Annotated in this window: 17 protein-coding genes; 13 read left to right on the forward strand and 4 right to left on the reverse strand. The window is 71.5% G+C overall.

The features are described from left to right. Window positions 1–14: 14 nt before the first annotated feature. From ACQP2P_RS17270 to fxsT, 4 genes are all read left to right on the forward strand, one after another. Window positions 15–2,297 (forward strand): FxsB family cyclophane-forming radical SAM/SPASM peptide maturase, encoded by a 2,283-nt coding sequence (locus ACQP2P_RS17270; protein WP_433617244.1) that lies wholly within the window; start codon window positions 15–17, stop codon window positions 2,295–2,297. 109 nt (window positions 2,298–2,406) lie between these two features. Beyond that, the gene (locus tag ACQP2P_RS17275; RefSeq protein WP_433617246.1) at window positions 2,407–3,063 is read left to right on the forward strand and encodes a TIR-like protein FxsC; all 657 of its coding nucleotides are present in this window, start codon (window positions 2,407–2,409) and stop codon (window positions 3,061–3,063) included. Then, the gene (locus ACQP2P_RS17280; RefSeq protein WP_433617248.1) at window positions 3,060–4,304 is read left to right on the forward strand and encodes a TIR-like protein FxsC; all 1,245 of its coding nucleotides are present in this window, start codon (window positions 3,060–3,062) and stop codon (window positions 4,302–4,304) included. Before ACQP2P_RS17275 ends, ACQP2P_RS17280 begins: the two co-directional genes overlap by 4 nt. After that, window positions 4,301–8,251 carry an FxSxx-COOH system tetratricopeptide repeat protein gene (gene fxsT, locus ACQP2P_RS17285; protein ID WP_433617249.1) on the forward strand — a complete coding sequence of 1,317 codons (3,951 nt, stop codon included), beginning with the start codon at window positions 4,301–4,303 and terminating at the stop codon, window positions 8,249–8,251. Before ACQP2P_RS17280 ends, fxsT begins: the two co-directional genes overlap by 4 nt. 20 nt (window positions 8,252–8,271) lie before the next feature. On the opposite strand, the gene ACQP2P_RS17290 is transcribed toward fxsT, so the two are convergent. Beyond that, window positions 8,272–9,186 (reverse strand): alpha/beta fold hydrolase, encoded by a 915-nt coding sequence (locus ACQP2P_RS17290; RefSeq protein ID WP_433617251.1) that lies wholly within the window; start codon window positions 9,184–9,186, stop codon window positions 8,272–8,274. Between the two features lie 197 nt (window positions 9,187–9,383). Here ACQP2P_RS17290 and ACQP2P_RS17295 point away from each other — a divergent pair, with 197 nt between their 5' ends. From ACQP2P_RS17295 to ACQP2P_RS17310, 4 genes are all read left to right on the forward strand, one after another. Continuing rightward, the gene (locus ACQP2P_RS17295) at window positions 9,384–9,941 is read left to right on the forward strand and encodes a RipA family octameric membrane protein (protein WP_433617253.1); all 558 of its coding nucleotides are present in this window, start codon (window positions 9,384–9,386) and stop codon (window positions 9,939–9,941) included. A gap of 130 nt (window positions 9,942–10,071) precedes the next feature. Then, entirely contained in the window at window positions 10,072–11,109 is a 1,038-nt protein-coding gene (locus tag ACQP2P_RS17300) for a lysylphosphatidylglycerol synthase transmembrane domain-containing protein (RefSeq protein WP_433617255.1), read from the forward strand. A gap of 108 nt (window positions 11,110–11,217) precedes the next feature. After that, on the forward strand, window positions 11,218–11,358 hold the full coding sequence (locus ACQP2P_RS17305; RefSeq protein ID WP_433617256.1) for a hypothetical protein: 141 nt from the start codon (window positions 11,218–11,220) through the stop codon (window positions 11,356–11,358). Next, entirely contained in the window at window positions 11,355–11,798 is a 444-nt protein-coding gene (locus tag ACQP2P_RS17310) for a GNAT family N-acetyltransferase (protein WP_433617258.1), read from the forward strand. The genes ACQP2P_RS17305 and ACQP2P_RS17310 overlap by 4 nt, the downstream gene beginning before the upstream one ends. Before the next feature lie 40 nt (window positions 11,799–11,838). On the opposite strand, the gene ACQP2P_RS17315 is transcribed toward ACQP2P_RS17310, so the two are convergent. Then, window positions 11,839–13,449: a DHA2 family efflux MFS transporter permease subunit gene (locus tag ACQP2P_RS17315; RefSeq protein ID WP_433617259.1), complete on the reverse strand. Its 1,611-nt coding sequence runs from the start codon at window positions 13,447–13,449 to the stop codon at window positions 11,839–11,841. A 249-nt stretch (window positions 13,450–13,698) separates the two neighbouring features. Between ACQP2P_RS17315 and ACQP2P_RS17320 the strand changes: the two genes are divergently transcribed. Then, entirely contained in the window at window positions 13,699–14,046 is a 348-nt protein-coding gene (locus ACQP2P_RS17320) for a Fur family transcriptional regulator (protein ID WP_433619165.1), read from the forward strand. Window positions 14,047–14,088: 42 nt separating this feature from the next. On the opposite strand, the gene ACQP2P_RS17325 is transcribed toward ACQP2P_RS17320, so the two are convergent. Next, window positions 14,089–15,114 carry an adenosine deaminase gene (locus ACQP2P_RS17325; RefSeq protein ID WP_433617261.1) on the reverse strand — a complete coding sequence of 342 codons (1,026 nt, stop codon included), beginning with the start codon at window positions 15,112–15,114 and terminating at the stop codon, window positions 14,089–14,091. A gap of 183 nt (window positions 15,115–15,297) precedes the next feature. On the opposite strand from ACQP2P_RS17325, the gene ACQP2P_RS17330 reads away from it, so the two are divergent. Then, window positions 15,298–16,659 (forward strand): cytochrome P450, encoded by a 1,362-nt coding sequence (locus ACQP2P_RS17330; RefSeq protein ID WP_433617263.1) that lies wholly within the window; start codon window positions 15,298–15,300, stop codon window positions 16,657–16,659. Between the two features lie 103 nt (window positions 16,660–16,762). After that, window positions 16,763–18,295 carry an MFS transporter gene (locus ACQP2P_RS17335; RefSeq protein ID WP_433617265.1) on the forward strand — a complete coding sequence of 511 codons (1,533 nt, stop codon included), beginning with the start codon at window positions 16,763–16,765 and terminating at the stop codon, window positions 18,293–18,295. On the opposite strand, the gene ACQP2P_RS17340 is transcribed toward ACQP2P_RS17335, so the two are convergent. Then, on the reverse strand, window positions 18,237–19,655 hold the full coding sequence (locus ACQP2P_RS17340; protein ID WP_433617267.1) for a DHA2 family efflux MFS transporter permease subunit: 1,419 nt from the start codon (window positions 19,653–19,655) through the stop codon (window positions 18,237–18,239). The two genes, ACQP2P_RS17335 and ACQP2P_RS17340, sit on opposite strands and share 59 nt — an antisense overlap. Window positions 19,656–19,741: 86 nt before the next feature. Between ACQP2P_RS17340 and ACQP2P_RS17345 the strand changes: the two genes are divergently transcribed. Further along, a complete protein-coding gene (locus ACQP2P_RS17345) occupies window positions 19,742–20,425 on the forward strand; it encodes a TetR/AcrR family transcriptional regulator (protein ID WP_433617269.1) in 684 nt (227 codons plus the stop codon). A gap of 45 nt (window positions 20,426–20,470) precedes the next feature. Continuing rightward, window positions 20,471–21,763: a serine--tRNA ligase gene (gene serS / locus ACQP2P_RS17350; RefSeq protein WP_433617270.1), complete on the forward strand. Its 1,293-nt coding sequence runs from the start codon at window positions 20,471–20,473 to the stop codon at window positions 21,761–21,763. Window positions 21,764–22,014 lie beyond the last annotated feature (251 nt).

The following is a 22,014-nucleotide window of genomic DNA, read 5'->3' on the forward strand; positions in this document are numbered from 1 at the left end:
CGCTGCGGCAGTTCGTGCTCAAGATTCATAGCCGGTGCAACCTGGCGTGCGACCACTGCTATGTCTACGAGCACGCCGATCAGACCTGGCGCGACCGTCCTGCGGTGATGTCGGCCGAGACTGTGCAGGCCGCCGCCGACCGGATCGCCGAACACGCCGCTCGGCACGCCCTGCCCCAGGTCCATGTGGTGCTGCACGGCGGCGAACCCTTGCTCGTCGGAGCGGACCGGCTGCGCGACACCTTGGAGCGCTTGCGCCGCACCATCGAGCCGGTCGCCGTCCTCGATCTGGGCATGCAGACCAATGGTATCCGCCTGAACGAGTCCGTGGCCGAGATCCTCTTGTCCCACAGCGTCAAGGTCGGAGTGTCACTGGACGGTGGCGCGGCTGCGAACGATCGCCGCCGCCGCTACCGCAACGGGGCCGGCAGCTACGAGCAAACCCTGCGCGGCCTGGCCGTGCTGCGCCTGCCCCGCTACCGGACGCTGTATGCGGGCATCCTGTGCACGATCGACCTGCGCAATGATCCCGTGGCGGTCTACGAGGCGCTCGCCGCCCAGGAGCCGCCACACCTCGACCTGCTGCTCCCGCATGCCACCTGGGACCGGCCGCCGCCGAGGCCGGGCCCGGACCCGACGCCCTACGCGTCGTGGCTGCTCAGTCTGCACCGCCGGTGGCTGCACGACGGCCGCCCGATGCCCATACGCCTCTTCGACTCGATCGCCTCGACCCGTCATGGCGGCGGCAGCGGCACCGAAGCCCTGGGCATCGATGTCGGCGACCTCGTCGTCATCGAGACCGACGGCGACTGGGAACAACCGGACTCGATGAAGACCGTGGCCCACGGCGCGGCAGGCACGGGCCTGAACGTGCACGCCCATGACGCCGAAGCCGTGCTGGCCACCGCGGCCATGCGCCATCGCCGGTCCGGCCTCGCCGGGCTGGCGGCTCAGTGCCGCGTGTGCCCCGTCGTCGCCCAGTGCGGCGGCGGTCTCTACGCCCACCGCTACCGCAGTGGCGCCGGATTCGACAACCCGTCGGCGTATTGCGCGGACCTCAAGGCGCTCATCACCACCATGAATACCCAGCCTCAGTCCCAGACCCGGCCCGCAGCCGCGATCGGCGAGGTGCCCCCGCCCTGGCTCGACGAGTTCGGCTCCGGTCCGGGCGGCGCCCCGGCCGTGCGAGCACTCGCCGCCGCTCAGCTCGCGATCACGCGGGCGCTGCTGGCCCACGTCGGCACCGGTCTGCCGCCCGGTGCCGAACTCGCGGCCGCTGCCTGGCCGGCCATGGACGCCCTGGAGCGGCAGAGCCCCGGCGCGGTCGCCGACGTCCTGGCACACCCGTACATACGCCCCTGGCTGGCGACGTGCCTGCGGCCCGGCCCAGAGGATGCTCCGGCGGACCTTGACCGGCTCGCCGACCTGGTCGCGGCAGTCGCGGTCCGGGCCGGTGCGGAGTTGAACGTGACGGTGGCGCTGCGCGCGGGGCGTCTGCACCTGCCGACGCTGGGCACGCTCGTGCTGCGGTCCGCGCACCCGGCGAGGGCAGTCGTGTCAAGCGGACGGAACGGCTTCACGGTCAAGGCGCCGGGGGTGCTGGTCGAGGTGGGGCCCGGCCTCGCCGACGGGGCCGACGGCTGGCGGCCGGCCCGCACGCTGACGCTCGACGCCGCGGCGGTGCTCCTGGAGGACGCCGACCCCTACCGCGACTGCTTCGACCGCCGCGCGGCCTCACCCCTGACCGACCCGGCAGCACGCGCCTGGAGCACGATCCTGGACAAGGCCTGGGCGCTCGTGCACCGCGACGCCCCGGACTACGCGGAGGGCCTGCGGGCCGGGCTGCGGGCGATCACGCCCCTGCGTTCGGGCAGTGACGAGGCGATGCACAGCGCCACCGCTCGTGACGCGTTCGGCGCGATCGGCGTGGCCTACACAGCCGACAGCGCCGCCCTCGCGGTCATGCTGGTGCACGAGTTCCAGCACAGCAAGCTGGGCGCCATCCTGGACCTGCAGGACCTGACCGACCCGGCCGACCGGCGAACCTTCGCCGTCGGCTGGCGCGACGACCCGCGTCCGTTGGAGGGGGTGCTGCAGGGGACCTACGCGCACCTCGCCGTCGCCGACATGTGGCGCGCCCGGGCGCGCCGCGATCGCTCGGCAGCGCCGGTGTACCGGATGTACCGCGACTGGACGGCGGCCGCGCTCGGCGTTCTTCAGGGAAGCGGCTCTCTGACAGCGGCGGGGGAGCGCTTCGCCGAAGCCCTTGCCGGAGCCATCGACCGGTGGGGGGATTGACCGCGGCCGAAGGGGAACCGGATTCGGCGCGGGCAACGACGGCGCGACCCGTTGGTGCCCGGCGCCTATGGTTGGTCCCAGCGACCGGACGCGACGAGGAGTGCGACAGGTGGACGGTGACGACCAGCGGGTGCCGGTCTTCTTCGTCAGCCATGCGCGCCCCGACCACGTCGATCAGGCCCAGCCACCGCAGGACCGGTACCGGCACGTGAAGCGCTTCTACGACGATCTCACCGCCAACGTCAACGAGTTGATCGGCTCGTCCTCGGGGCAGGTAGCGGGATTCGTCGACCTGGCCCAGGCGGGTGGCGCGCGGTGGGATCGACAGGTGCTGCGGGCCGCCGGCACCTGCCAGGTCATGGTCTGCCTGCTGTCCACCGATTATCTCTTCGGCAGTGAATGGTGTCCCCGGGAATGGGATGTGTTCACCCGCCGGCATGTGGTCCGTCGCGCCACCGGCGAGCCCGACCGCGAGGAGACCGCGATCCTGCTGGTGCGGTGGGCACGAGTGCTGCGGCCGCTGCCGAAGGCCGTCGCCGAGATCAACCGTTTCACCCCTCTCGGGCTACCGCAGGCAGATGTCGCCGCGTACGAGGACAACGGCATCCTCGGCCTGATCCGGACGCGCAACGACGACGTCTACGACGCCGTCGTCTGGAAGCTGGCGATGCACATCCAACAGCTGCACCACAACTACCTCGTGGAGCCGGCCGTGCCAGACGGCATCGAGGGCCTGCGCACCACGTTCGCCGAGGAGGACGGATGAGCCCGGCCCCACCGCAGCGGCGCTGCTGGTTCTTCCTGAGCTACGCCCACTCCCAGCCCTTGCCCGGCCGCGAGGAGACCGACACCGACGGCAACGTGCGGACCCTGTTCAGCGACCTGTCGGCGGAGGTCGCCCGGCTCATCGGCGCCGAGCCCGGCACCCGGGTCGGGTTCTTCGCCGCCCTCGCCGAGCCCGGCTCGGACTGGAAGGCCAGGCAAGGGGAGATGCTGGCGCAGGCCGACGTGTTCGTCGCGCTCTACTCGCCGAACTACTTCAACAAGTCCTGGCCGATGCGCGAGCGAGCGGCGTTTCTGCAGCGCCTGGACGCCGCCCTGCCGGCCGGGCAGCGTCAGCGGCACGTCATGCCGGTGCTGTGGGTGCCGCTGCCGACGTGGGACGACATCCCCGAGCGCGGTGCGGCGCTGGCGCTCGGGCACGGCGTCCCCGAGTATCAGGAGAACGGGCTGCGTGCGCTGTGCATGCTGAAGGTGTACCAGCCGGCGTACCGGCGCGTCGTCGAGCGCCTCGCCCGGCAGATCGTCGCCGTGGCCGGCTCGTCGTCGCTGCGTCCGTCGCCGGCCGTCCCCATCGACGAGGTCCGGTTCACCCCGCCGGCCGCCGACGCGGAGAAGCCCTTCCTCGTCGGGGTGCTCGCGCCGACGCTGGAGCATCTGCCGCCGGGCCGGTCGCCGGCGGCGTACGGCCCGAACCGGCAGTGGTGGCGCCCGTTCGCGGCGATGCGCGAGCTGTCCCTGGCCGAATACGCCGCCAACGCCGCGGAGCGGCGAGGGCTGCCGACGCGACTCATCGACTCCGCGGTGGACGACGACGTGCGGCTGCTCGACACCTGCCCGACGCTGCTGCTCGTCGATCCGTGGACGTTCGCCGCCGCCGGCGCCGGGGACATCCTGGCGCCGATCGTCAAGCATCTGCACGACTGGGTCACGTTCATGGTGGTGATCGACCGCCACGACCCGGAGCACCCCGGGCGCGGTGCGGAACTCTACGGGGAGGTAACCGCTAGGCTCGGTCGGATCGGCGCGCGCCGGGTCACGGCGGTGCAGGACATCGACGAACTGGCCTACCGCCTGCCGGCGATCGTCGACGGCACCCGCAAGGAGTACCTGAGCACTGGTGAGGTGTTCCCCCCGTCCGGTCCGCGCCAGGAGCCCCCGAGGCTCAACGGCCGGCCGGAGCCGGGAACGTCCGGAAACGACACGTCCGGGAATGAGGAGCGATGAACGAGAAGCCGCCGGGCAAGATCGTGACGTTCTACTCGTTCAAGGGTGGGACGGGCCGGACGATGGCGCTGGCCAACATGGCCTGGATCCTGGCGTCCAACGGCAAGCGGGTCCTCGTCGCCGACTGGGACCTCGACTCGCCGGGCCTGCACCGGTTCTTCAAGCCGTTCATCCGCCAGGAGCAGATCGACGTTGCCACCGGCGTGATCGGCATGATCCGCGCTTACGAGTGGGCGACGACTCGTGAGGAGCCGCGCGGCGAGGGCTGGTACCGGCAGTACGCGAGGGTCCAGCCGCACGCGTTCTCACTGGAGTGGGACCACTTCCCGGGCCACGGCGGGATCGACTTCCTGGCCGCGGGCCAGCAGAACTCCGACTACGCCCGCGAGCTCAACGGCATGAACTGGGACGACTTCTACGAGCGGCTCGGCGGCGGGCAGTTCCTCGACGCGATGCGCGAGGACATGCGCCGCAAGTACGACTACGTCCTCATCGACAGCCGTACCGGGGTCAGCGACGTGGCCGGCATCTGCACCCAGCAGCTGCCCGACATCCTCGTCACCTGCTTCACCTACAGCGAGCAGGGCATCGACGGCGCCGCACGGGTGGCCCGCTCGGTGCACCGCACACGGCCCAGGCGGGCCATCCGGGTGCTGCCTGTGGCGATGCGGGTCGACCCGGCGGAGAAGGAGAAGGCCGACGTCGGGCGGGCGGTGGCGCTGGAGCGTTTCGCCGGGCTGCCGGACGGGATGAGCAAGTCGGAACGGGAGGTCTACTGGTCGGCCGTCGAGGTTCCGTACCGCGCCTTCTACAACTACGAGGAGACGCTCGCCGCCTTCGGTGACTGGCCGCGTTCGGGCAAGACGATGCTCGCCGCCTACGAGGCGCTCGCCGCACAGATCACCGACGGCGCGGTCGAGCGCATGCCGGCGATGGAGGAGCCGCTGCGTCAGCGCACGCTGAGCCGATTCGCGCGCCAGATCGTGGCCGCCGAGGAGGTGGTGTCGCTGCGCTACTCGCCGCTCGACCAGGTGTGGGCGGAGTGGGTCGAGAAGCTGCTGCAAGAGGCCGGCATCCGGGTCCACGACGCGCAGAGCGCGCCGGCCCCCGCCGACGGTGACGCGGCGAACCCGCCCAGCCATCTCGCTCGCCAGCTCACCATCATCTCGCAGGCGAACGCCGACATCGAGGTGCACATGGCCGCGCCGGACCGGCACGACACCCGGGGCGCCCTGGCGATCTACGTAGCCGACATCCGACCTTTGCAGAGCTACCCGATGGAGCGCTCAGCCTTCCTCGCCGGTCAGCCGCTGCAGCAGGCCGCCGACCGGGTGCTGCGCCTGGTCGGGTTCCCGCCCGACCGGCCCGTGCCCGATCCGGCCGACATCGGCGTGCGGTTCCCCGGCACCGAGGCGGCGGTGTTCAACGTGCCGATCCGCAACACCAAGTTCACCGGTCGTGAGGCGGACCTGCGTCAGATCCGGGCCAATCTGCTGCAGCGCCGCAGCACCGCGCTGCTGACCGGTGACATGCCGATCGCGCTGCAAGGCATGGGCGGTATCGGCAAGACGCAGCTGGCCATCGAATACGCGCACCGGTTCAAGAATGCCTACGACGTGGTCTGGTGGATTCAGGCCGACCCCGTGAACTTCGTCGACACCGCGCTGGCCGACCTCGCCGAGCGGCTGGAGCTGCCGGTGCAGGGCGGTATCCCCGAGACGGCCCGTGCCGTGGTCGCCGCGCTCGGCCGAGGCCGGCCGTTCCCGAGGGTCCTGCTGATCTTCGACAACGCGGAGGACGTGCCACGGGTGGTGCCGTTCCTGCCCACTGAGCGCGTCCACGTGCTGATCACTTCGCGCAACACGAAGTGGGCCGATCGGGCCACCGCCATGCCGGTCGAGGTGTTCCTGCGCCGGGAGAGCATCGCTCACCTGCGTCAGCGCGTGCCGACCATCCGGCTGGAAGACGCCAACCGGGTCGCGGAGCTGCTCGGTGACCTGCCGATCGCCGTCGCGGCGGCCGGGGCGTGGATCGCCGAGACCGGCACCGACGTGGGCGAGTATCTGCGTCAGATCGAGCAGCACGGCCCGGCGAACCTCGCCGATCCGCCGACCAGCCGGTCGGTCGCGGCCACGTGGGATCTTTCGCTGCAGCGGCTGCAGGACCGCTCCCCGGCCGCGTACCGCCTGTTGCAACTGTGCTCGGTGATGGCCCCGGAGATCGCGCTCGACCTGGTGTACAGCGACGAGCTCGCCGCCGCGGTCAGCGACCTGGACCCGGCCATGTCCGAGCCGATGTACCGCGGCGTGCTGGTCCAGGAGATCAACCGGCTGGCGCTGCTCAAGCTCGACGTCGCCGGCGGGCAGATCCAGGTGCACCGGCTGCTGCAGCACGTCGTCCGGAGCCGGATGACCGAAGAGGAGCTCGTCGCCGCAAAACACCAGGTGCACCGGATTCTCGCGGCGTCGCGCCCCCGTGACGCGAAGGACGAGGTCGACAACCCCGACACCTGGCCGCGTTTCCGGATGCTCTGGCCGCACCTGGAGTTCTCCGGGGCGATGCAGTGCGAGGACGAGGCCGTCCGCCAGTTGATGATCGATCGGCTGCGCTACGTCTGGCTCACCGGTGGCACCACCGACGGACGTGTGCTCGGCCGGGACATCGACACCGCCTGGACCGCGATGCTCGATCACACCACCGGAGAGGCCGAGCGCAAGACACTGCTGCGCCAACTGCTGCACCTGCGTTTCAACCTGGCCAACATCCTGCGCACCGGTGGCCTGTTCGAGGAGGCACGCCAACTCGACGAGGCGGTGCTGGCCCAGCAGGAAGAGCTGCTGGGCCCGACGCATCCCCACACGCTCATGACCGCCGGCGGCCTGGGCGCGGACTACCGGGCCCTCGGGAAGTACGCCGACGCACTGGTCCGGGACGCGGCGACATACCGGACCTGGTCCGATCGGTTCGGCGACGAGAATGTCCGCACGCTCGCCGCCCTGAACAACCTGGCCGCCTCCTATCGGCTCGCCGGCGATTTCCGTCAGGCGCGGGAGGGCGACACCGGCGCGTACGAGGGCCGGCGCAAGGTGCTCGGCGAGCTGCACCCGAACACCTTGCTGGCCGGCGGCAACCTCGGCCGGGACCTGCGCGAGGCCGGCGACTACGAGGGCTCCATCCGGCTGCTGGAGTTCGTCGCGAACCAGTTCGAGAAGGTGCTGCCGGACACCGTGCGAATGTTCGAGGCGAAGGCGAACCTCGCGGTGTCACTGCGCAGCGCCGGGCGGGCCGCGGAGGCGGCGCCGCTGCTGGAGAACGCCTACGAGCAGCTCAACGAGCTGCGCGGTCCGGCCAGCCCCGACACGCTGGCCGTGCGGCTCAGTCGCGCCTGCAACATCCTGGCCGTCGGCGGCAACGAGGCGGAGCAGCGGCGCCGGGTCGCCTACGACACCGCGGCCAGCGAGATGAGCGAGGTCGAGGCCGCCTACTCCGTCAGCCTGGGCCGCCACCATCCGCACACGCTCGCCTGCCTCAGCAATCTGGGCGCCATCGCCCGGGCCCGCGAAGACTTCGACGTGGCGGAGCGATTCGCCTTCCGGGCGTCGACCGCGATGGAGTCCGTCCTGGGCGCCGACCACCCGTACACGCTGGCCGCGCGCCTCAACCTCGCCGTGGCCAAGGCCGAGCGAGACGACCCGAACGCCGCGCTCGACCTGATCGCCCAGGTCTTCGAGCGGCAGAGGCGGGTGGCCGGGCCGGATCACCCGGACACGTTGCGCTGCGAGGCGAACCTGGCGCTGATCCGCCGCACCCTCGGTATCGGAGACGAGGCGGTCCTCGCGGACGTCCTCGATCGTCTGGGGCAGGCGCTCGGCGACAGCCATCCGGCGGTCGTCGCGCTGCACCAGCGCCGCCATCTGCATCGGGTGCTGGACCCGCACCCGTTCTAGCCGGATCGGCCCGGGGCGGATCAGCCTCTGGGCCGCCCGGGGCCGACCAGCGCCGACGTCATCAGCCAGCGCAGGATCTCGGGAAGGACCTCCACCGCGCCGAAGTGGGCGGTCTCGGTCTCGACTCGGATCTCGGCGTTGGGGATCTTCCGGGCGAGCCAGCGCGCGTGACTCACCGGCGTGAAGTTGTCCTCGGCGCCGTGCCACAGCAGCACCGGCTGATGCACGGCGGCCAGGTCGAAGCCCCAGTCGGACCGCAGCGCGTGAAGGTCGTCGATCCAACCGTACGGCCCCGGACGGAGCGCCTCCGCGTAGGTGTCAGCGAGCAGGCGCTGGATGGCGACGTCGTCGACGACGCGCAGGTCCGGGTCGGTCATCTGCTGCTGGAGCGACTTGACGAGACTCACCGGGTCGCGGCGGATGCGGTCGGCCTGCAACCGGACGCGTTCGACGAGCTTGAGCCAGTCGGCGCCGACGGTGGAGTATTCGCGGACATTGGCGTCGGTCATGCCGGCGTACCAGTCCAGATCCGGCGCGTTGGCAGGCGCGACGCCGACCAGGACGGCGGCGCTGGTCACCCGGTCGGGCAGCCGCGCGGCGCAGGCGAGCGCGTGCGGACCGCCCCCACTACGCCCGACGATCGAGAACCGGTCGAGCTCCAGATCGGCGGCGATGTCCTCGACGTCCTCGACGGCCGACGCCACGGTCCGCTTCTCGTTGCGGTCGGACCCCCCGTAGCCGGGCCGGTCGTAGCAGATCAGCTGGATGCCCAGTCGGTAGAGGACGCTGCCGCGGGGCCTCGGCCCGACCCGGCTGCCGGGCATGCCGTGCAGCAGGAAGACTGGAACGCCGTCCGGGTCGCCGGAGATCTCTACCGCGATAGCGCGGCGGTCACGAGCCTTGACCGTGCAGTGTGTGGCTCGTTCGTCGGACACTCGGGCCCTCCCGGGGCGTCTACGATTGGTGGATACGTTACTGGGATCGGCAGTCGACCACCAGATGTGAGAAGTGTGGGTTGGTGCGGCTATGTCCGATTTCCTTGCCCTGGTTAACGCGCCTGTTATACCCGCAGTGATGCCGTGCCGGAGCGATATCGGGTGAGGAGTGGCGTGAATTCGCGAGACTGGTGGGCATGAGCGCCATCGATCGGTTTCTCGGCGGGTTCCGTCGGACGAGTGCCGCCATCGACGAGATCCGCGAGGATCTCTGGACCGCCGTCGACAGCGACGCCTACGCGGGCGCCGGGGAGAAGTACCAGGCGGCCGTCCTCGAGCAGTACCGGATCTATGTCGAGATGGCCGATCGGCTCTCGGCCCGCCGCGGGCTGACCAACACGTTCCTGCTCACCGTCAACACCGCCACCCTGACCGCCGCCGGCACGCTGGTGCCGCAGCTGTGGAGCCGGGGCGCGGGACTGCTGGTCATCCCCTGCATCGTGCTGGTCGGCCAGTGCGTGGCGTGGTTCTGGCTCATCAGGTCGTACCGGCAGCTCAGCTCGGCGAAGTTCCGGGTGATCGGGGCTCTGGAAGAACGGCTCCCGGCTTCGCCGTACTGGCGGGCGGAGTGGAACGCTCTGGGGGCCGGGCGCGACAAGCGGCGCTACTGGTCGGTGACCAGCCTCGAGCAGTGGGTGCCGGTGCTGTTCGCGCTGCTCTACGCGGCGCTGTTCGTGATCGTCGCTGTGCGCTGAGGCGCCTGGCCGGCGTTGGCGTGCCACTCGCCTCGCGCCGGGGCGTCCGCGTCCGCGACGTGATGCGCGCAACTGAGATCGAGCTGAGGATCTTCGCCGTTTCGCTACCCGGCGGTGGGATCGTGATTGCGTGGGCAAGCGCCGCAGGACCGTGCTGCGCGTCACCGGCCTGCTGCTGGTGCTCGCGGTGGCGGGGTTCACCCTGCGCAAGAACCTGCCCGACTTCGGCCAGACCCTCGGCGTGCTGGGCTCCGCCCGGCCCTGGTGGCTGGTCCTCGCCGCCGCCGCGGAGATGACCTCGCTGCGGCACTTCGCCCTGCAGCAGCGGCGGCTGCTCGCCGGGTTCGGGGTGCGGATGTCGGTGCCGCGGGCCATCGCCGTCACCTTCACCCGCTCGGCGATCTCGTTCAGCCTGCCCGCCGGCTCGGCGGTGTCGGCCGGCTTCGCGTTCCGGCAGTTCCGCACGGCGGGCGCCACCCGGCGCACGGCCGGCGCGGTCGCGGTGCTCTCCGGCGTGCTGTCCGGGGTGGCGCTCGTCGTCATGTACGGCGCGGTCGTGCTCATCCCGCGCGGCGGCGCCACCGGCAACACCGACACGCTCGTGCTCGTCATCGCGATGCTGGTCGTCGCCGGTCTCGTGTTCGGGCTCGATTTCCTGCTCTCGCCGCGCCGCCCGGTGCCGCCGCCGGTGCTCGACGACGACGAGGAGCCGGTGCGCGCCGGGGGCTGGGTGGCCCGCTCGAAGGCCTCGGTGCGGCGCACCTGGGACGACCTGCGCCGGTTGCCGCGCCGCTCCTGGGTGCTGTCCCTGGTCCACGCGACCGTCAACTGGGGCCTCGACTTCGCCTGCCTGGCCGCGACCGCCGCCGCGTTCGACATCGACGTGAGCCTGGTGCGGCTGGCGACGGTGTACCTCACGGTGCAGCTCGTCCGCCAGGTGCCGCTGAGCCCGGGCGGCATCGGCGTGGTCGAGGTCGCGCTGCTGGCCGGGCTCGTCTCCGCCGGCGCCGGGCACGGGCCCGCGGCGGCCGCGATGCTCGTGTACCGCCTGCTCTCCTGCTGGATCATCATCCCGCTCGGCCTGCTCGCGTACGCCATCCTGCGCCGGGGGCGGAGGATCCCGGACGCGCCGCCGGTCCAGCCGTCCGCGCTCGCCGCCCGCCGTTAGCCTTGGGCGGTAGCCCGGCGCCGGCTTGTGAGATGTGACAGATTCGGCCGCGGCCAAAGTCGCGGCCCGGGCGGGCCGCGGCCGCGCGCTGATCGAAGGAGTTCCCGCATGATGATGCTCGTGGCCGGCTCCTGCCGCTGCGTGCTGCGCATCGGCGGCCCCTCGGCGGGCGCGGACGAGATGGTCGCGCGGTCCCGGGCCGGGGGCAGGGCGGTCTTCGCCTCCGTCGCCGAGGTCCCGGCGGCATGACGGCGGTCGTCCGTGCGACGGCGGCCGACGCGGCGATCGCCGGGGCCGTCGTGGCGGCCGCGTTCGCGGTCTACGTCCCGCGGATCGGCCGCCCGCCGGCCCCGATGACGGCCGACTACCCGGCGCTCATCGCGGCCGGGCGCGTCTGGCTCGGGGCCGACCCGGACCCCGTGGGTGTCCTGGTGCTCGTGCCGGCGCCGGATCACCTGCTGCTCGACACGGTCGCCGTGCACCCGGCGGCGCAGGGCCGCGGGGTCGGCGCGGCCCTGCTGCGCTTCGCCGACGAGCGCGCCCGCGCGCTCGGCGTGCCCGAGATCCGGCTCTACACCAACGCCGCGATGCACGAGAACCTCGCCTACTACCCGCGCCACGGCTACCGCGAGACCCACCGCGCGACCGAGGCCGGCTGGCACCGGGTGTACTACGCAAAAGCGCTGTGAGGCCGCGGGGCCTCACAGCGCTTGGTCGTGGCGTCGCCGCCTAGTGGATCATCACCGCCGGCGCACCCGCGGGCTGGTCGTCCAGCAGGTGCGAGACCTCCTTCTTGCGCGGCAGGAAGGCGATCGGGATGAACGTGCCCAGCACGAGGATGAAGGCCACCCAGTACGTCGAGGCGAACGAGTCCGCGAGGTAGTGCAGGCCCTGGTCGATCAGGCCCGGGCCGGCCGGGCCGAGCTTCTCGGCCAGCGCCGGGTCGTGGTGCGAGGCGACCGCCAGGTCGGTGATCTTCAGCGGCGCGCCGGTCTGCGGGTTGGTCGCGCCGGGGACCGCCGGGGCGTCGCCGGTCTTGCTGGTGAGGATCACCGACATGATCGCGCCGCCGACCGAGCCGCCGATCTGCTGCAGGATGTTCACCAGCGTCGAGCCGCGGGCGACTTCGTGGCCGGTCAGCGTCTTGAGGGCGGAGGTCATGATCGGCATCATCGTGCCGCCCATGCCCAGGCCCATCACGAACAGCGAGCCCTCCAGCAGCAGGAACGACGTGTCCGGGCCGACCTGGGTGAACGAGAAGAACCCGATCGCGATGAGGGCCATCGCGAACGGCACCGTCCGCCCGACCGGAATCCGGTCGGCGAGCATGCCGGCGATCGGCATGGTCAGCATCGCGCCGATGCCCTGCGGGGCCATGAGCAGGCCCGCGTCCAGCGTCGACTCGCCGCGCACCTGCAGCCAGTAGCTCGGGAAGAGCAGGCCGGCACCCATGAACGCGATGATGAAGACGAACAGCGAGAGCGACGCGACCGACAGGTTCCGGTTGCGGAACAGCCGCAGGTCCAGCAGCGGGTGCTTGGGCTTGAACGAGTAGAGGACGAACCCGATCACCAGCAGGCCGCCGATGAGCATCGGCAGCCAGACCTTCGTCGCGCTCATCGTCCCGGTCTCCGGCAGCGAGGAGACGCCGAACAGGAACAGCGCCAGGCCGGGGGAGAGCATCAGCATGCCGAGGAAGTCGAAGGTCTCCGACGGCTCGGTGTTGTCCTTCGGCAGCGCGAACTGGGCGTAGATGAGCGCGATGACACCGATCGGCAGGTTGATCAGGAAGATCCAGTGCCAGCTCGCCACGTCGATGAGCCAGCCGCCGAGGATCGGGCCGCCGATCGGGCCGAGCAGCATCGGGATGCCGAGCACGGCCATGAGCCGGCCGATGCGCTGCGGGCCGGCCGCGCGCGTCATGATCGTCATGCCGATCGGCATCAGCATGCCGCCGCCGAGGCCCTGCAACACGCGGTAGCCGATCAGCTGGTCGATCGAGCCGGCCGTGGCGCACAGCCCGGAGCCGACCGTGAACAGGAACAGCGCCAGCATGTAGAGCCGTTTGGTGCCGAACCGGTCCGCGGCCCAGCCGGACAGCGGGATCACGGTGGCGAGAGCCAGGGTGTAACCGGTCATCGTCCAGGCGACGCGCGCGTAGGTGGCGTCGAACTTGTCCATGAACGTCGGGATCGCCACGCTGACGACCGTCACGTCGAGGATCGACATGATCGCGCCGAGCACGACCACGCCCGCGATCTTGAATACGGCGGCGTCGAGTTTGTCAGGCGCTGCCGCCGCGCCTCCACCCGAGGCTGCGGCTGCTTCCGGTTGAGCCACGTCCTTGCTCCCCCCACCGTGTGCGAATGACACGTACAAGTGTTTGGTTTCGGCGTCAGCCTACGCGGGCCGTGTTGCGGACCGCGATCGAGATCCCCTGCTTACGCCGGTGGCGCAACGCAGGACGGACGCCCGAACCGGGGGAGGTTCAACCCACTAAGGCTACGCTAAGCTCTACGGGTGAACGACCATGCCCACGACTTGGACGCGCACCCGGTCCGCCGCAACACGAAGCAGCGCGACGCCGTGATGACGCTGCTCGGCGACGTCGACGGCTTCTACAGCGCCCAGGAGCTGCACGTGATGCTGCGCGAGCGCGGCGCGAACGTGGGCCTCACCACCGTCTACCGCACCCTGCAGCTGCTCGCCGAGACCAACGAGATCGATGTGATGCAGGTGCCGGGCAGTGACACGCGTTACCGCCGGTGCAGTGACCGCCACCATCATCACCTCGTCTGCCGCGGCTGCGGCCGCACGGTGGAGGTGCTCGGCCCGGCGGTGGAGCGCTGGGCGGACCGCGTCGGCGAGGAGCACGGCTTCACCGACGTGAGCCACACGCTGGAGATCTTCGGCACCTGCGCCGCCTGCAAGCCCTGACCCGCCCGGGCCGCCACGGGTGACGGCCCGGGCGGTGCGCGCCTACCGCTGGAACGCCTCGGTGTAGGCGTCGATCTCCGCGATCAGGGCGGCCTTGCGCGTGTCGTCGAGGAACGAGTACCGCACCCCCTGCCGAGCCAGGTCGGCGACACCGTCGGCGTCCAGCCCCAGCAGGGTGGCCGCGACGAGGTACTCCTGGTTGAGCGAGGTCGAGAACATCGGCGGGTCGTCGGAGTTGATGGTCACCGGCACGCCGGCCGCCACCAGCGCCGGCAGCGGGTGCTCGGCGAGGGACGGCACCGAGCGGGTGCACGCGTTCGACGTCGGGCAGACCTCCAGCGGGATGTCGTTGTCCCGCAGGTACGCCATGAGCGCGGGGTCCGACGCGGCGGCGATGCCGTGGCCGATGCGCTCGGCGTCGAGGTGGCGCAGGGCGTCCCAGATCGTCTCGGGGCCCGTCGACTCGCCGGCGTGCGGGACGCTGCGCAGGCCGGCCGCGCGGGCCTGGGCGAAGTGCGGCGCGAACCACTCGCGGGGCACGCCGCGCTCGGGTCCGCCGAGGCCGAAGCTGACCAGGCCGTCCGGGCGGTGCTTGAGCGCCGTCTCCAGGGTCACGTCGGCCGAGGGGATGCCGGCCTCGCCCGGGATGTCGAAGCACCAGCGCAGCTGCGTGCCGTGGTCGCGGGCCACGCGGGCCCGGGCGTCCTCGACCGCCTCGCAGTACGCCTCGGCCGGGATGCCGCGGGCGATCGAGGAGTACGGCGTCAGGGTCAGCTCGGCGTAGCGGACGTTCTGCGCGGCCAGGTTCACGCCGATGTCGTACGTCAGCGTCGCCACGTCCTCGGCGTCGCGGATGAGATCGACGACCGACAGGTAGATCTCGATGAAGTGGGCGAAGTCGGTGAACGTGAAGTATTCGGCCAGCAGCTGCGCGTCGGCGGGGACGGGGGTGCTGCCGGCGTGGCGCTCGGCCAGCCGGGCCACCGTCGCCGGGGCGGCGGAGCCGACGTGGTGCACGTGGAGCTCGACCTTGGGCAGGCCGGCCACGAACTCGGTGAGGTCGCGCATGGGGATGTGCCCTCCGCGTCGGAGGCGCCCTTCGTGTCCGCGGGGCGGTCCGAGCGTGGCGGATGCGGGGCACCCGTCGCAGCGCCTCTCGGCCCGCAGGCCGACCATAACAGGTAGCCGTTCGTCACGAATCAGTAACGCGGAGGGCATCGAAGCGCAGTCCCATTCGATAACCTCGATCGAATGACGATCACGGAGGAGGCGCCGGTCAAGCCGACGCCGACGGTGAAGGGCCTGCCCATTCTCGGCAGCGCCCTCGAGATGGGCAAGGACCCCGCGGCCTTCCTCGTGAAGGCGTACCGCGAGCACGGCCCGGTCTTCCGGATGAAGCTGCTCGGCAGGTCCTGCACCGTCCTCGCCGGCGCCGAGGCCGCCGAGTTCATGAACTCCCGCGAGGGCCGCGAGTGCCTGCGCTCCCGGGAGTTCTGGCAGGGGATGATCGACGAGTACGGCGCCACCCGGACCATCACCGGCGAGGACGGGGAGAGCCACAAGGAGCTGCGCGAGCTCATGCGCCGGGGCTACTCCCGCGACGCCATCAAGGGCCGCGGCCCCGAGCTGCTCGACATCACCGACCGGGTGCTCGAGCGCGACTGGCGCCCGGGCACGACCGTGCCCGTCGTGCAGGGCATGCAGTACCTCGTCACCGAACAGCTCGGCGAGCTGCTCACCGGGGCCGCGCCGCGCGAGTACGTGCCCGACATCCGGCTGCTGACGCTCTACGTGCTCAACGTCCTGGTCACCCGCCAGCGCCCGCGCATCCTGCTGCGCAACCCGAAGTACCGCAAGGCCAAGGCGCGGGTCTTCGAGCTCGGCGAGCGAATGGCGGCCGAGCTCAAGGCGCGCCACGGCCAGACCCCCGAGGGCGAGCGCAACCTCGTCGAGGACCTCATGGACGCCCACCTGAACCGGCCCCACCTGGTGCCGGCCGAGGACCTGGTGCTCACGCTCACCGGCCCCTACGTGGCCGGGCTGGACACCGTGGCCAACACGACGGCGGCGTTCGTCTACGCGGTGCTCAAGCACCCGGAGGTCCTCGCGCGCATCCAGGCCGAGGCCGACGCCCTGTTCGCGGGCGGCCCGATCGCCGACGAGGACGTGCGGCGGCTGCCCGCGACGCGGTACGCGCTCATGGAGACCATGCGGTTGTACCCGGTCGCGGTCACCCTGATCCGCACCGCGACCCGCGACTTCTCCTTCGCCGGGCACACCGTGCGGGAGGGCGAGACGGTCTACATCGGCACCACCGTCCCGCACTTCATGGAGGAGTACTTCCGGGATCCGCTCACGTTCGACATCACCCGCTACGGCAAGCCACGGGCCGAGCACCTGCGGCCGGGGGCGTACTCGCCGTACGGCCGCGGGCCCCACACCTGCCTCGGCAAGAGCTTCGCCGACGTCCAGATGGCCCTGTCGATGGCACGGCTGTTCCACCGCCTCGACCTGGAGCTCGAGTCGCCGGACTACACCCTGGCGACGAAGACCGCCCCGACCCCCGGGCCCGCGATGTCGTTCAAGGTCAGGGTCAAGGGCCTCAGGCGTTGATCCATGGCTCGGGCCGCGTCACCTGCGGACCGTCGCTCCCGCCAGGAATCCCGGCGTCCGTGGTGGCAAGACCGCACCGGGCGGGACGGTCTAGGTTGGGCGCATGACCACCACCGCGGACGAGCGCCTCTCCTTCGGTAGTGCCACCGGCCGCTGGGTGCTCACCGCCACGATCCTCGGCTCCGGCATCGCCTCCATCGACGCGACCGTCGTCGGCATCGCCCTGCCCGCGATCGGGCGCTCCTTCGACACCGGCCTGCAGGTGCTGCAGTGGGTCGTGACCGCCTACACGCTGACCCTGGCCGGGCTGCTGCTGCTCGCGGGCGCGCTCGGCGACCGGTACGGCCGGCGGCGGGTCTTCACCTTCGGCGTGGTGTGGTTCGCGGCCGCGTCCGTGCTCTGCGGGATCGCGCCGGACGGGTGGACGCTCGTCGCCGCCCGGGCGCTGCAGGGCGTCGGCGCGGCCCTGCTCACCCCGGGCAGCCTCGCGATCCTGCAGGCGTCGTTCCGGCCCGAGGACCGCAGCCGGGCGATCGGCGCGTGGTCGGGGCTCGGCGGCGTGGCCACGGCGATCGGGCCCTTCCTCGGCGGCTGGCTCGTCGGGCTCGGCTCCTCGTCGTGGCGGCTCATCTTCGCCATCAACGTGCCGATCGCGGCGGCGGTGGTGTACCTCACCTGGCGCCACGTCCCCGAGTCCCGCGACGAGGAGGCGAGCGGCCGGGTCGACCTGGTCTCCGGGGCGCTGATCACCGCCGGGCTCATCGGCGTCACCTACGGGCTCATCGAGGGCCAGGCCCTCGGCTGGACCAGCGCGCCCGTCCTCGCCGCCCTGGTCGCCGGGGCCCTGCTCGTGGCCGGGTTCCTCTGGCGCCAGGCCCGGCTCGAGCACCCGATGCTGCCGCTCGGGCTGTTCGGCTCCGCCCAGTTCACCGCGACCAACGTGGTCACGTTCATCCTCTACGGCGCGCTCGGCGGCGCCCTGTTCCTGCTGCCGATCCAGCTGCAGCAGGTCGCCGGCTACTCCCCGCTGGAGGCCGGCGTCTCCCTGCTGCCGCTGACGGTCGTGATGCTGCTGCTGTCCTCGCGCTCGGGCGCCCTCGCCGCGCGGATCGGGCCGCGGCTGCAGATGAGCCTCGGGCCGGTCGTCGCCGGGGCCGGCATGGCGCTCTACGCCCGCATCGACGCCGGGGGCTCCTACCTGACCGAGGTGCTGCCGGCGGTCCTGGTGCTGGGTCTGGGTCTGTCCATCACCGTCGCCCCGCTGACCTCCACGGCGCTGTCCTCGGCGCCGGCGACGCACGCCGGGATGGCCTCGGCGGTGAACAACGACGTCGCCCGGGCGGCCGGCCTCATCGCCGTCGCGGTGCTCCCGGCCGCCGCGGGCATCACCGCGGCCGCCTACGCCTCGCCCGGCCTGCTGTCCGCGGGCTTCCACCGGGCCGTGCTGATCTGCGCGGCGCTGTGCGTGTTCGCCGGCGGCCTGGCCGCGGTGAGCATCCGCAACCCGCGGGCCGAACCGAAGCCGCCGGAGGAGCAGCCCTGGCGGCACTGCGCCCTGGATGCCCCTCCGGCCTCGCTCACACGGGCTGGAGCTCAGGCCCCGGGGCCACGACCGCCGGCGTCGGCGCAGTCGTGACGCGCCGCAGCATCACCAGCGCGATCGGCACCCCGACGGCGACCAGCGAGGCGGCCACGACCAGCGAGAACTGGTAGCCGGCCAGGAACCGGTGCAGCGGCTCGCCGCTCGCCGCGCCCTGCCGGTTGGCCAGGATCGCGCCGAGGATCGTGATGCCGAGCAGGCCGAAGACCTCGCGCGACACGTTGAGCATGCCCGAGGCGATCCCGGCCCGGCCCGGCGGCAGCACGCCGAGGATCACGTTGTTGAGCGGGACCAGCAGGCCGCCGCCGAGGCCGAACACCACGAACCAGGGGAGCAGGTCGGTGTACCCGGCGCCCTCACCGACGGTCGCGAGCGCGCCGACCCCGGCCGCCATCAGCGCCATGCCGGCCGCGACCGTGGGCCCGGCGCCGAAGCGCGCCTCCAGCCGGGGCGCGACGGTGGCCATGACCGCCATGACGATCGCCATGGGGACGAACGCCGAGCCGGCCTCGGTCGGGGAGAACCCGAGGACGTTCTGGAGGAAGATCGCGGTGAAGAAGTAGATGCCGAAGACGCCGAACGCCCAGAGGCCCATGGTGGCGAGGCCGCCGCTGAAGACCCGCATCCGAAAGAACTTGAGATCGACCATCGGGTGCTCGGTGCGCAGCTCGATCACGACGAACCCGATCGCGGCGAACGCGGCCAGCGCGAACGCGCCGAGGATGGTGCCCGAGGCCCAGCCCTTCGACTCGCCCTCGATGAGCGCATAGGTCAGCGCGAACAGGGCCAGGGCGCTCGTGGCCAGGCCGGGCAGGTCGAGGCTGCGGTTGCTGCTGCGCCGGCCCGCGGGCAGCGTCAGCGCGCCGAGCACGGCGGTGGCCACGCCGATCGGGGCGTTGATGAGGAAGATCCAGCCCCAGGAGGCGTGCTGGCTGAGGTACCCGCCGGTCAGCGGCCCGATCGCGAGGGCGAGGGCGCCCACGCCGCCCCAGATGCCGACCGCGGCCCCGCGCTCCCTGGGGTCCGGGAACAGCTCGGTGAGCAGGGCCAGGGCCGTCGGGGTCAGCAGGGCCGCGCCGACGCCCTGCAGGGCCCGGGATCCGATCAGGATTTCCTGGCTGCCGGCCAGGCCCGCGGCGACCGAGGCGGCCGTGAAGACGGCCAGGCCGGTGAAGAACATGCCGCGCATGCCGAACACGTCGGCGACGCGGCCGCCGACCAGCAGCAGGCCGGCGAAGACCAGGATGTACGCGCTCGCGATCCACTCCAGCCCCGAGATGCTCAGGTGCAGGTCGCGCTGGATCGACGGGAGCGCCACGTTGACGACGTTGTTGTCCAGGTAGGTTATGAAGGTGCCCAGGGCCACGGCGACCAGGGCCAGCCAGCGATTGCTCATGGTGATGCGCTCTCCCCCTATACGATGTACCTGTACGTCGTACATGTACGTTGTAGAGGAGAACCCATACGTTGTACAGTTGTCAAGTGCCGCCCAAGACCTCCGCCGAGCGCCTCACGAAGTCCGCCGTCGCCGAGCGCGCCCTGCGCATCGGCGACACCGACGGGCTCGAGGCCATCACCATCCGCCGGCTCGCCCAGGAGCTCGGCGTCACCCCGATGGCGCTGTACTGGCACTTCAAGAACAAGGAAGAGCTGCTGCTCGGCCTGATCGACCACGTCCTGGCCGAGGTGCGCGCCGACCGCCACGCCACCGACCCCTGGCCGGAGCAGCTGCGCGCGATGGTCGAGGCGCTCGTGCGGGCGATGCGGGCCCACCCGTGCCTGCCCGACCTGCTGCACGCGGCCGACAAGCAGCAGGTCGAGGGCTTCATGAGGGCCACCGACGACGCGCTCGGGCTGCTGGAGCGGGCCGGGCTCTCCCTCGAGGAGGCGTACTGGGTCGCCTCCTACCTCCTGCACGCGGCGATCGGCCTGGTGCAGGCCCAGCCCGGCTGCCCCCTCGCGGTGCCCCCGGACCAGGCCGGCGACTGGCTCCGGCGGCAGCGCCTGCACCTGGAGGGCCTGCCCCCGCAGCAGTTCCCGCACATGGTCCGCCTCGCCGAGAGCTACCGGTCCCTGCCGGACCTCGAGCGGTACTACTCCTTCGGCATCGACCTGCTCATGGGCGCGGTGGAGAACATGGCTGCGGGGCGCCCGGTAGCATCCTGAGCGTCCGGGTTTTCTCCCAAAATCGAAGCGAAGGTGCGCGGCAGCATGCTCGACATCGACTTGATTCGCAAGGACCGGGCCTCCGTCGAGGCCGGACTGTCCAAGAGGCTCGAGCCGTCCGAGGTTTCCCGCGCGCTGAGTGCGATCGCCGAGCTCGACAAGCAGCGGCGCGAGCTCATCGGCGAGATCGACGCCGAGCGGGCCCGGCGCAAGGAGGAGGCGCGCGCGTTCGCCGCGGCCAAGGCCGCCGGCCAGGCCATCGAGGCCGGCGCCCGCGACGCCAAGGCCGCCCTCGCCGAGCTCGAGGAGCGCCTGGCGCAGACCCAGCGCGACCTCGACGCCGCCATGAGCGTGCTGCCGAACCTCCCCGCCGACGACGTGGTGGCCGGCGGCAAGGAGGCAAACCAGGTCGTGCAGGTCTACGGCGAGCCGCCGGTGATCGAGAACCTGCGCGACCACGTCCAGCTCTCCACCGACCTCGGGCTCGTGGACTACGAGCGCGGCGTGAAGCTCGGCGGCTCCGGCTTCTGGATCTACACCGGCTGGGGCGCCCGGCTGGAGTTCGCGCTGGTGAACTGGTTCATCGACCGGCACTTCGCGGCCGGCTACCAGTTCATGCTCCCGCCGCACCTGCTGCTGGACTCGGCCGGCTACGCCGCCGGGCAGTTCCCGAAGTTCTACGACGAGGTGTTCCACATCGCCGCGCAGGAGGGCGAGCGGGGCCGGTTCCTGCTGCCCACCTCGGAGACGGCGATCCTGGGCGCCTACCAGAACGAGATCTTCGAGACCGACAGCCTGCCGCACCGGGTGTACGCGTACACCCCCTGCTACCGCAGCGAGAAGGCCGGCTCGCACTCCGACGAGCGCGGCACGGTCCGCGGCCACCAGTTCAACAAGGTCGAGATCTTCCAGTTCACCAGCCAGGAGGACGGCGAGAAGACCCTCGAGGAGATGGTCGACTACGCCGAGGGCCTGGTGCGCGACCTCGGCCTGCACTTCCGCCGCTCGCTGCTGGCGGCCGGCGACGCGAGCGCCTCGATGCGCAAGACCATCGACATCGAGGTCTGGATGCCCAGCACCGGCAAGTACAAGGAGATCTCCTCGGTCTCCTGGGCCGGCGACTACCAGGCCCGCCGGGCCGGCATCCGCTACCGCGTGCCCGGCTCCAAGAACAACAAGTTCGTGCACACGCTCAACGGCTCCGCGCTGGCGACCAGCCGGCTCGTCCCCGCGATCCTCGAGCAGTTCCAGCAGCCCGACGGCTCGGTGCTGGTCCCCGAGGTGCTGCGGGACAAGGTCGGCACCGACCGCATCACGAAGCCCTCGAAGCGCAAGTAGCGCAAGTAGCGCGAGGAGCGCGCCGCGGCCCCGCACGACGTGCCGGTGATCACGTCGTGCGGGGCCGCGCGTTCCGCTAGGGTGAGCATGAACGAAGGGGAGTAGTCCTCAACTGCCCGGTCGACATACTGGCGCTGGAAGTTTCAGGCCCGGCCGTGCGGCTTCCGTTCTCGGAAGCGGACGAGACTTTCGGCCTCGCTGTCGGCTGTGTTTTCACGAGTCGGACGGCCGGGTCGAGGTCGTCCGCCCTC

Source organism: Dactylosporangium sp. CA-139114 (assembly GCF_050955725.1).
Classification (GTDB): Bacteria; Actinomycetota; Actinomycetes; order Mycobacteriales; family Micromonosporaceae; genus Dactylosporangium.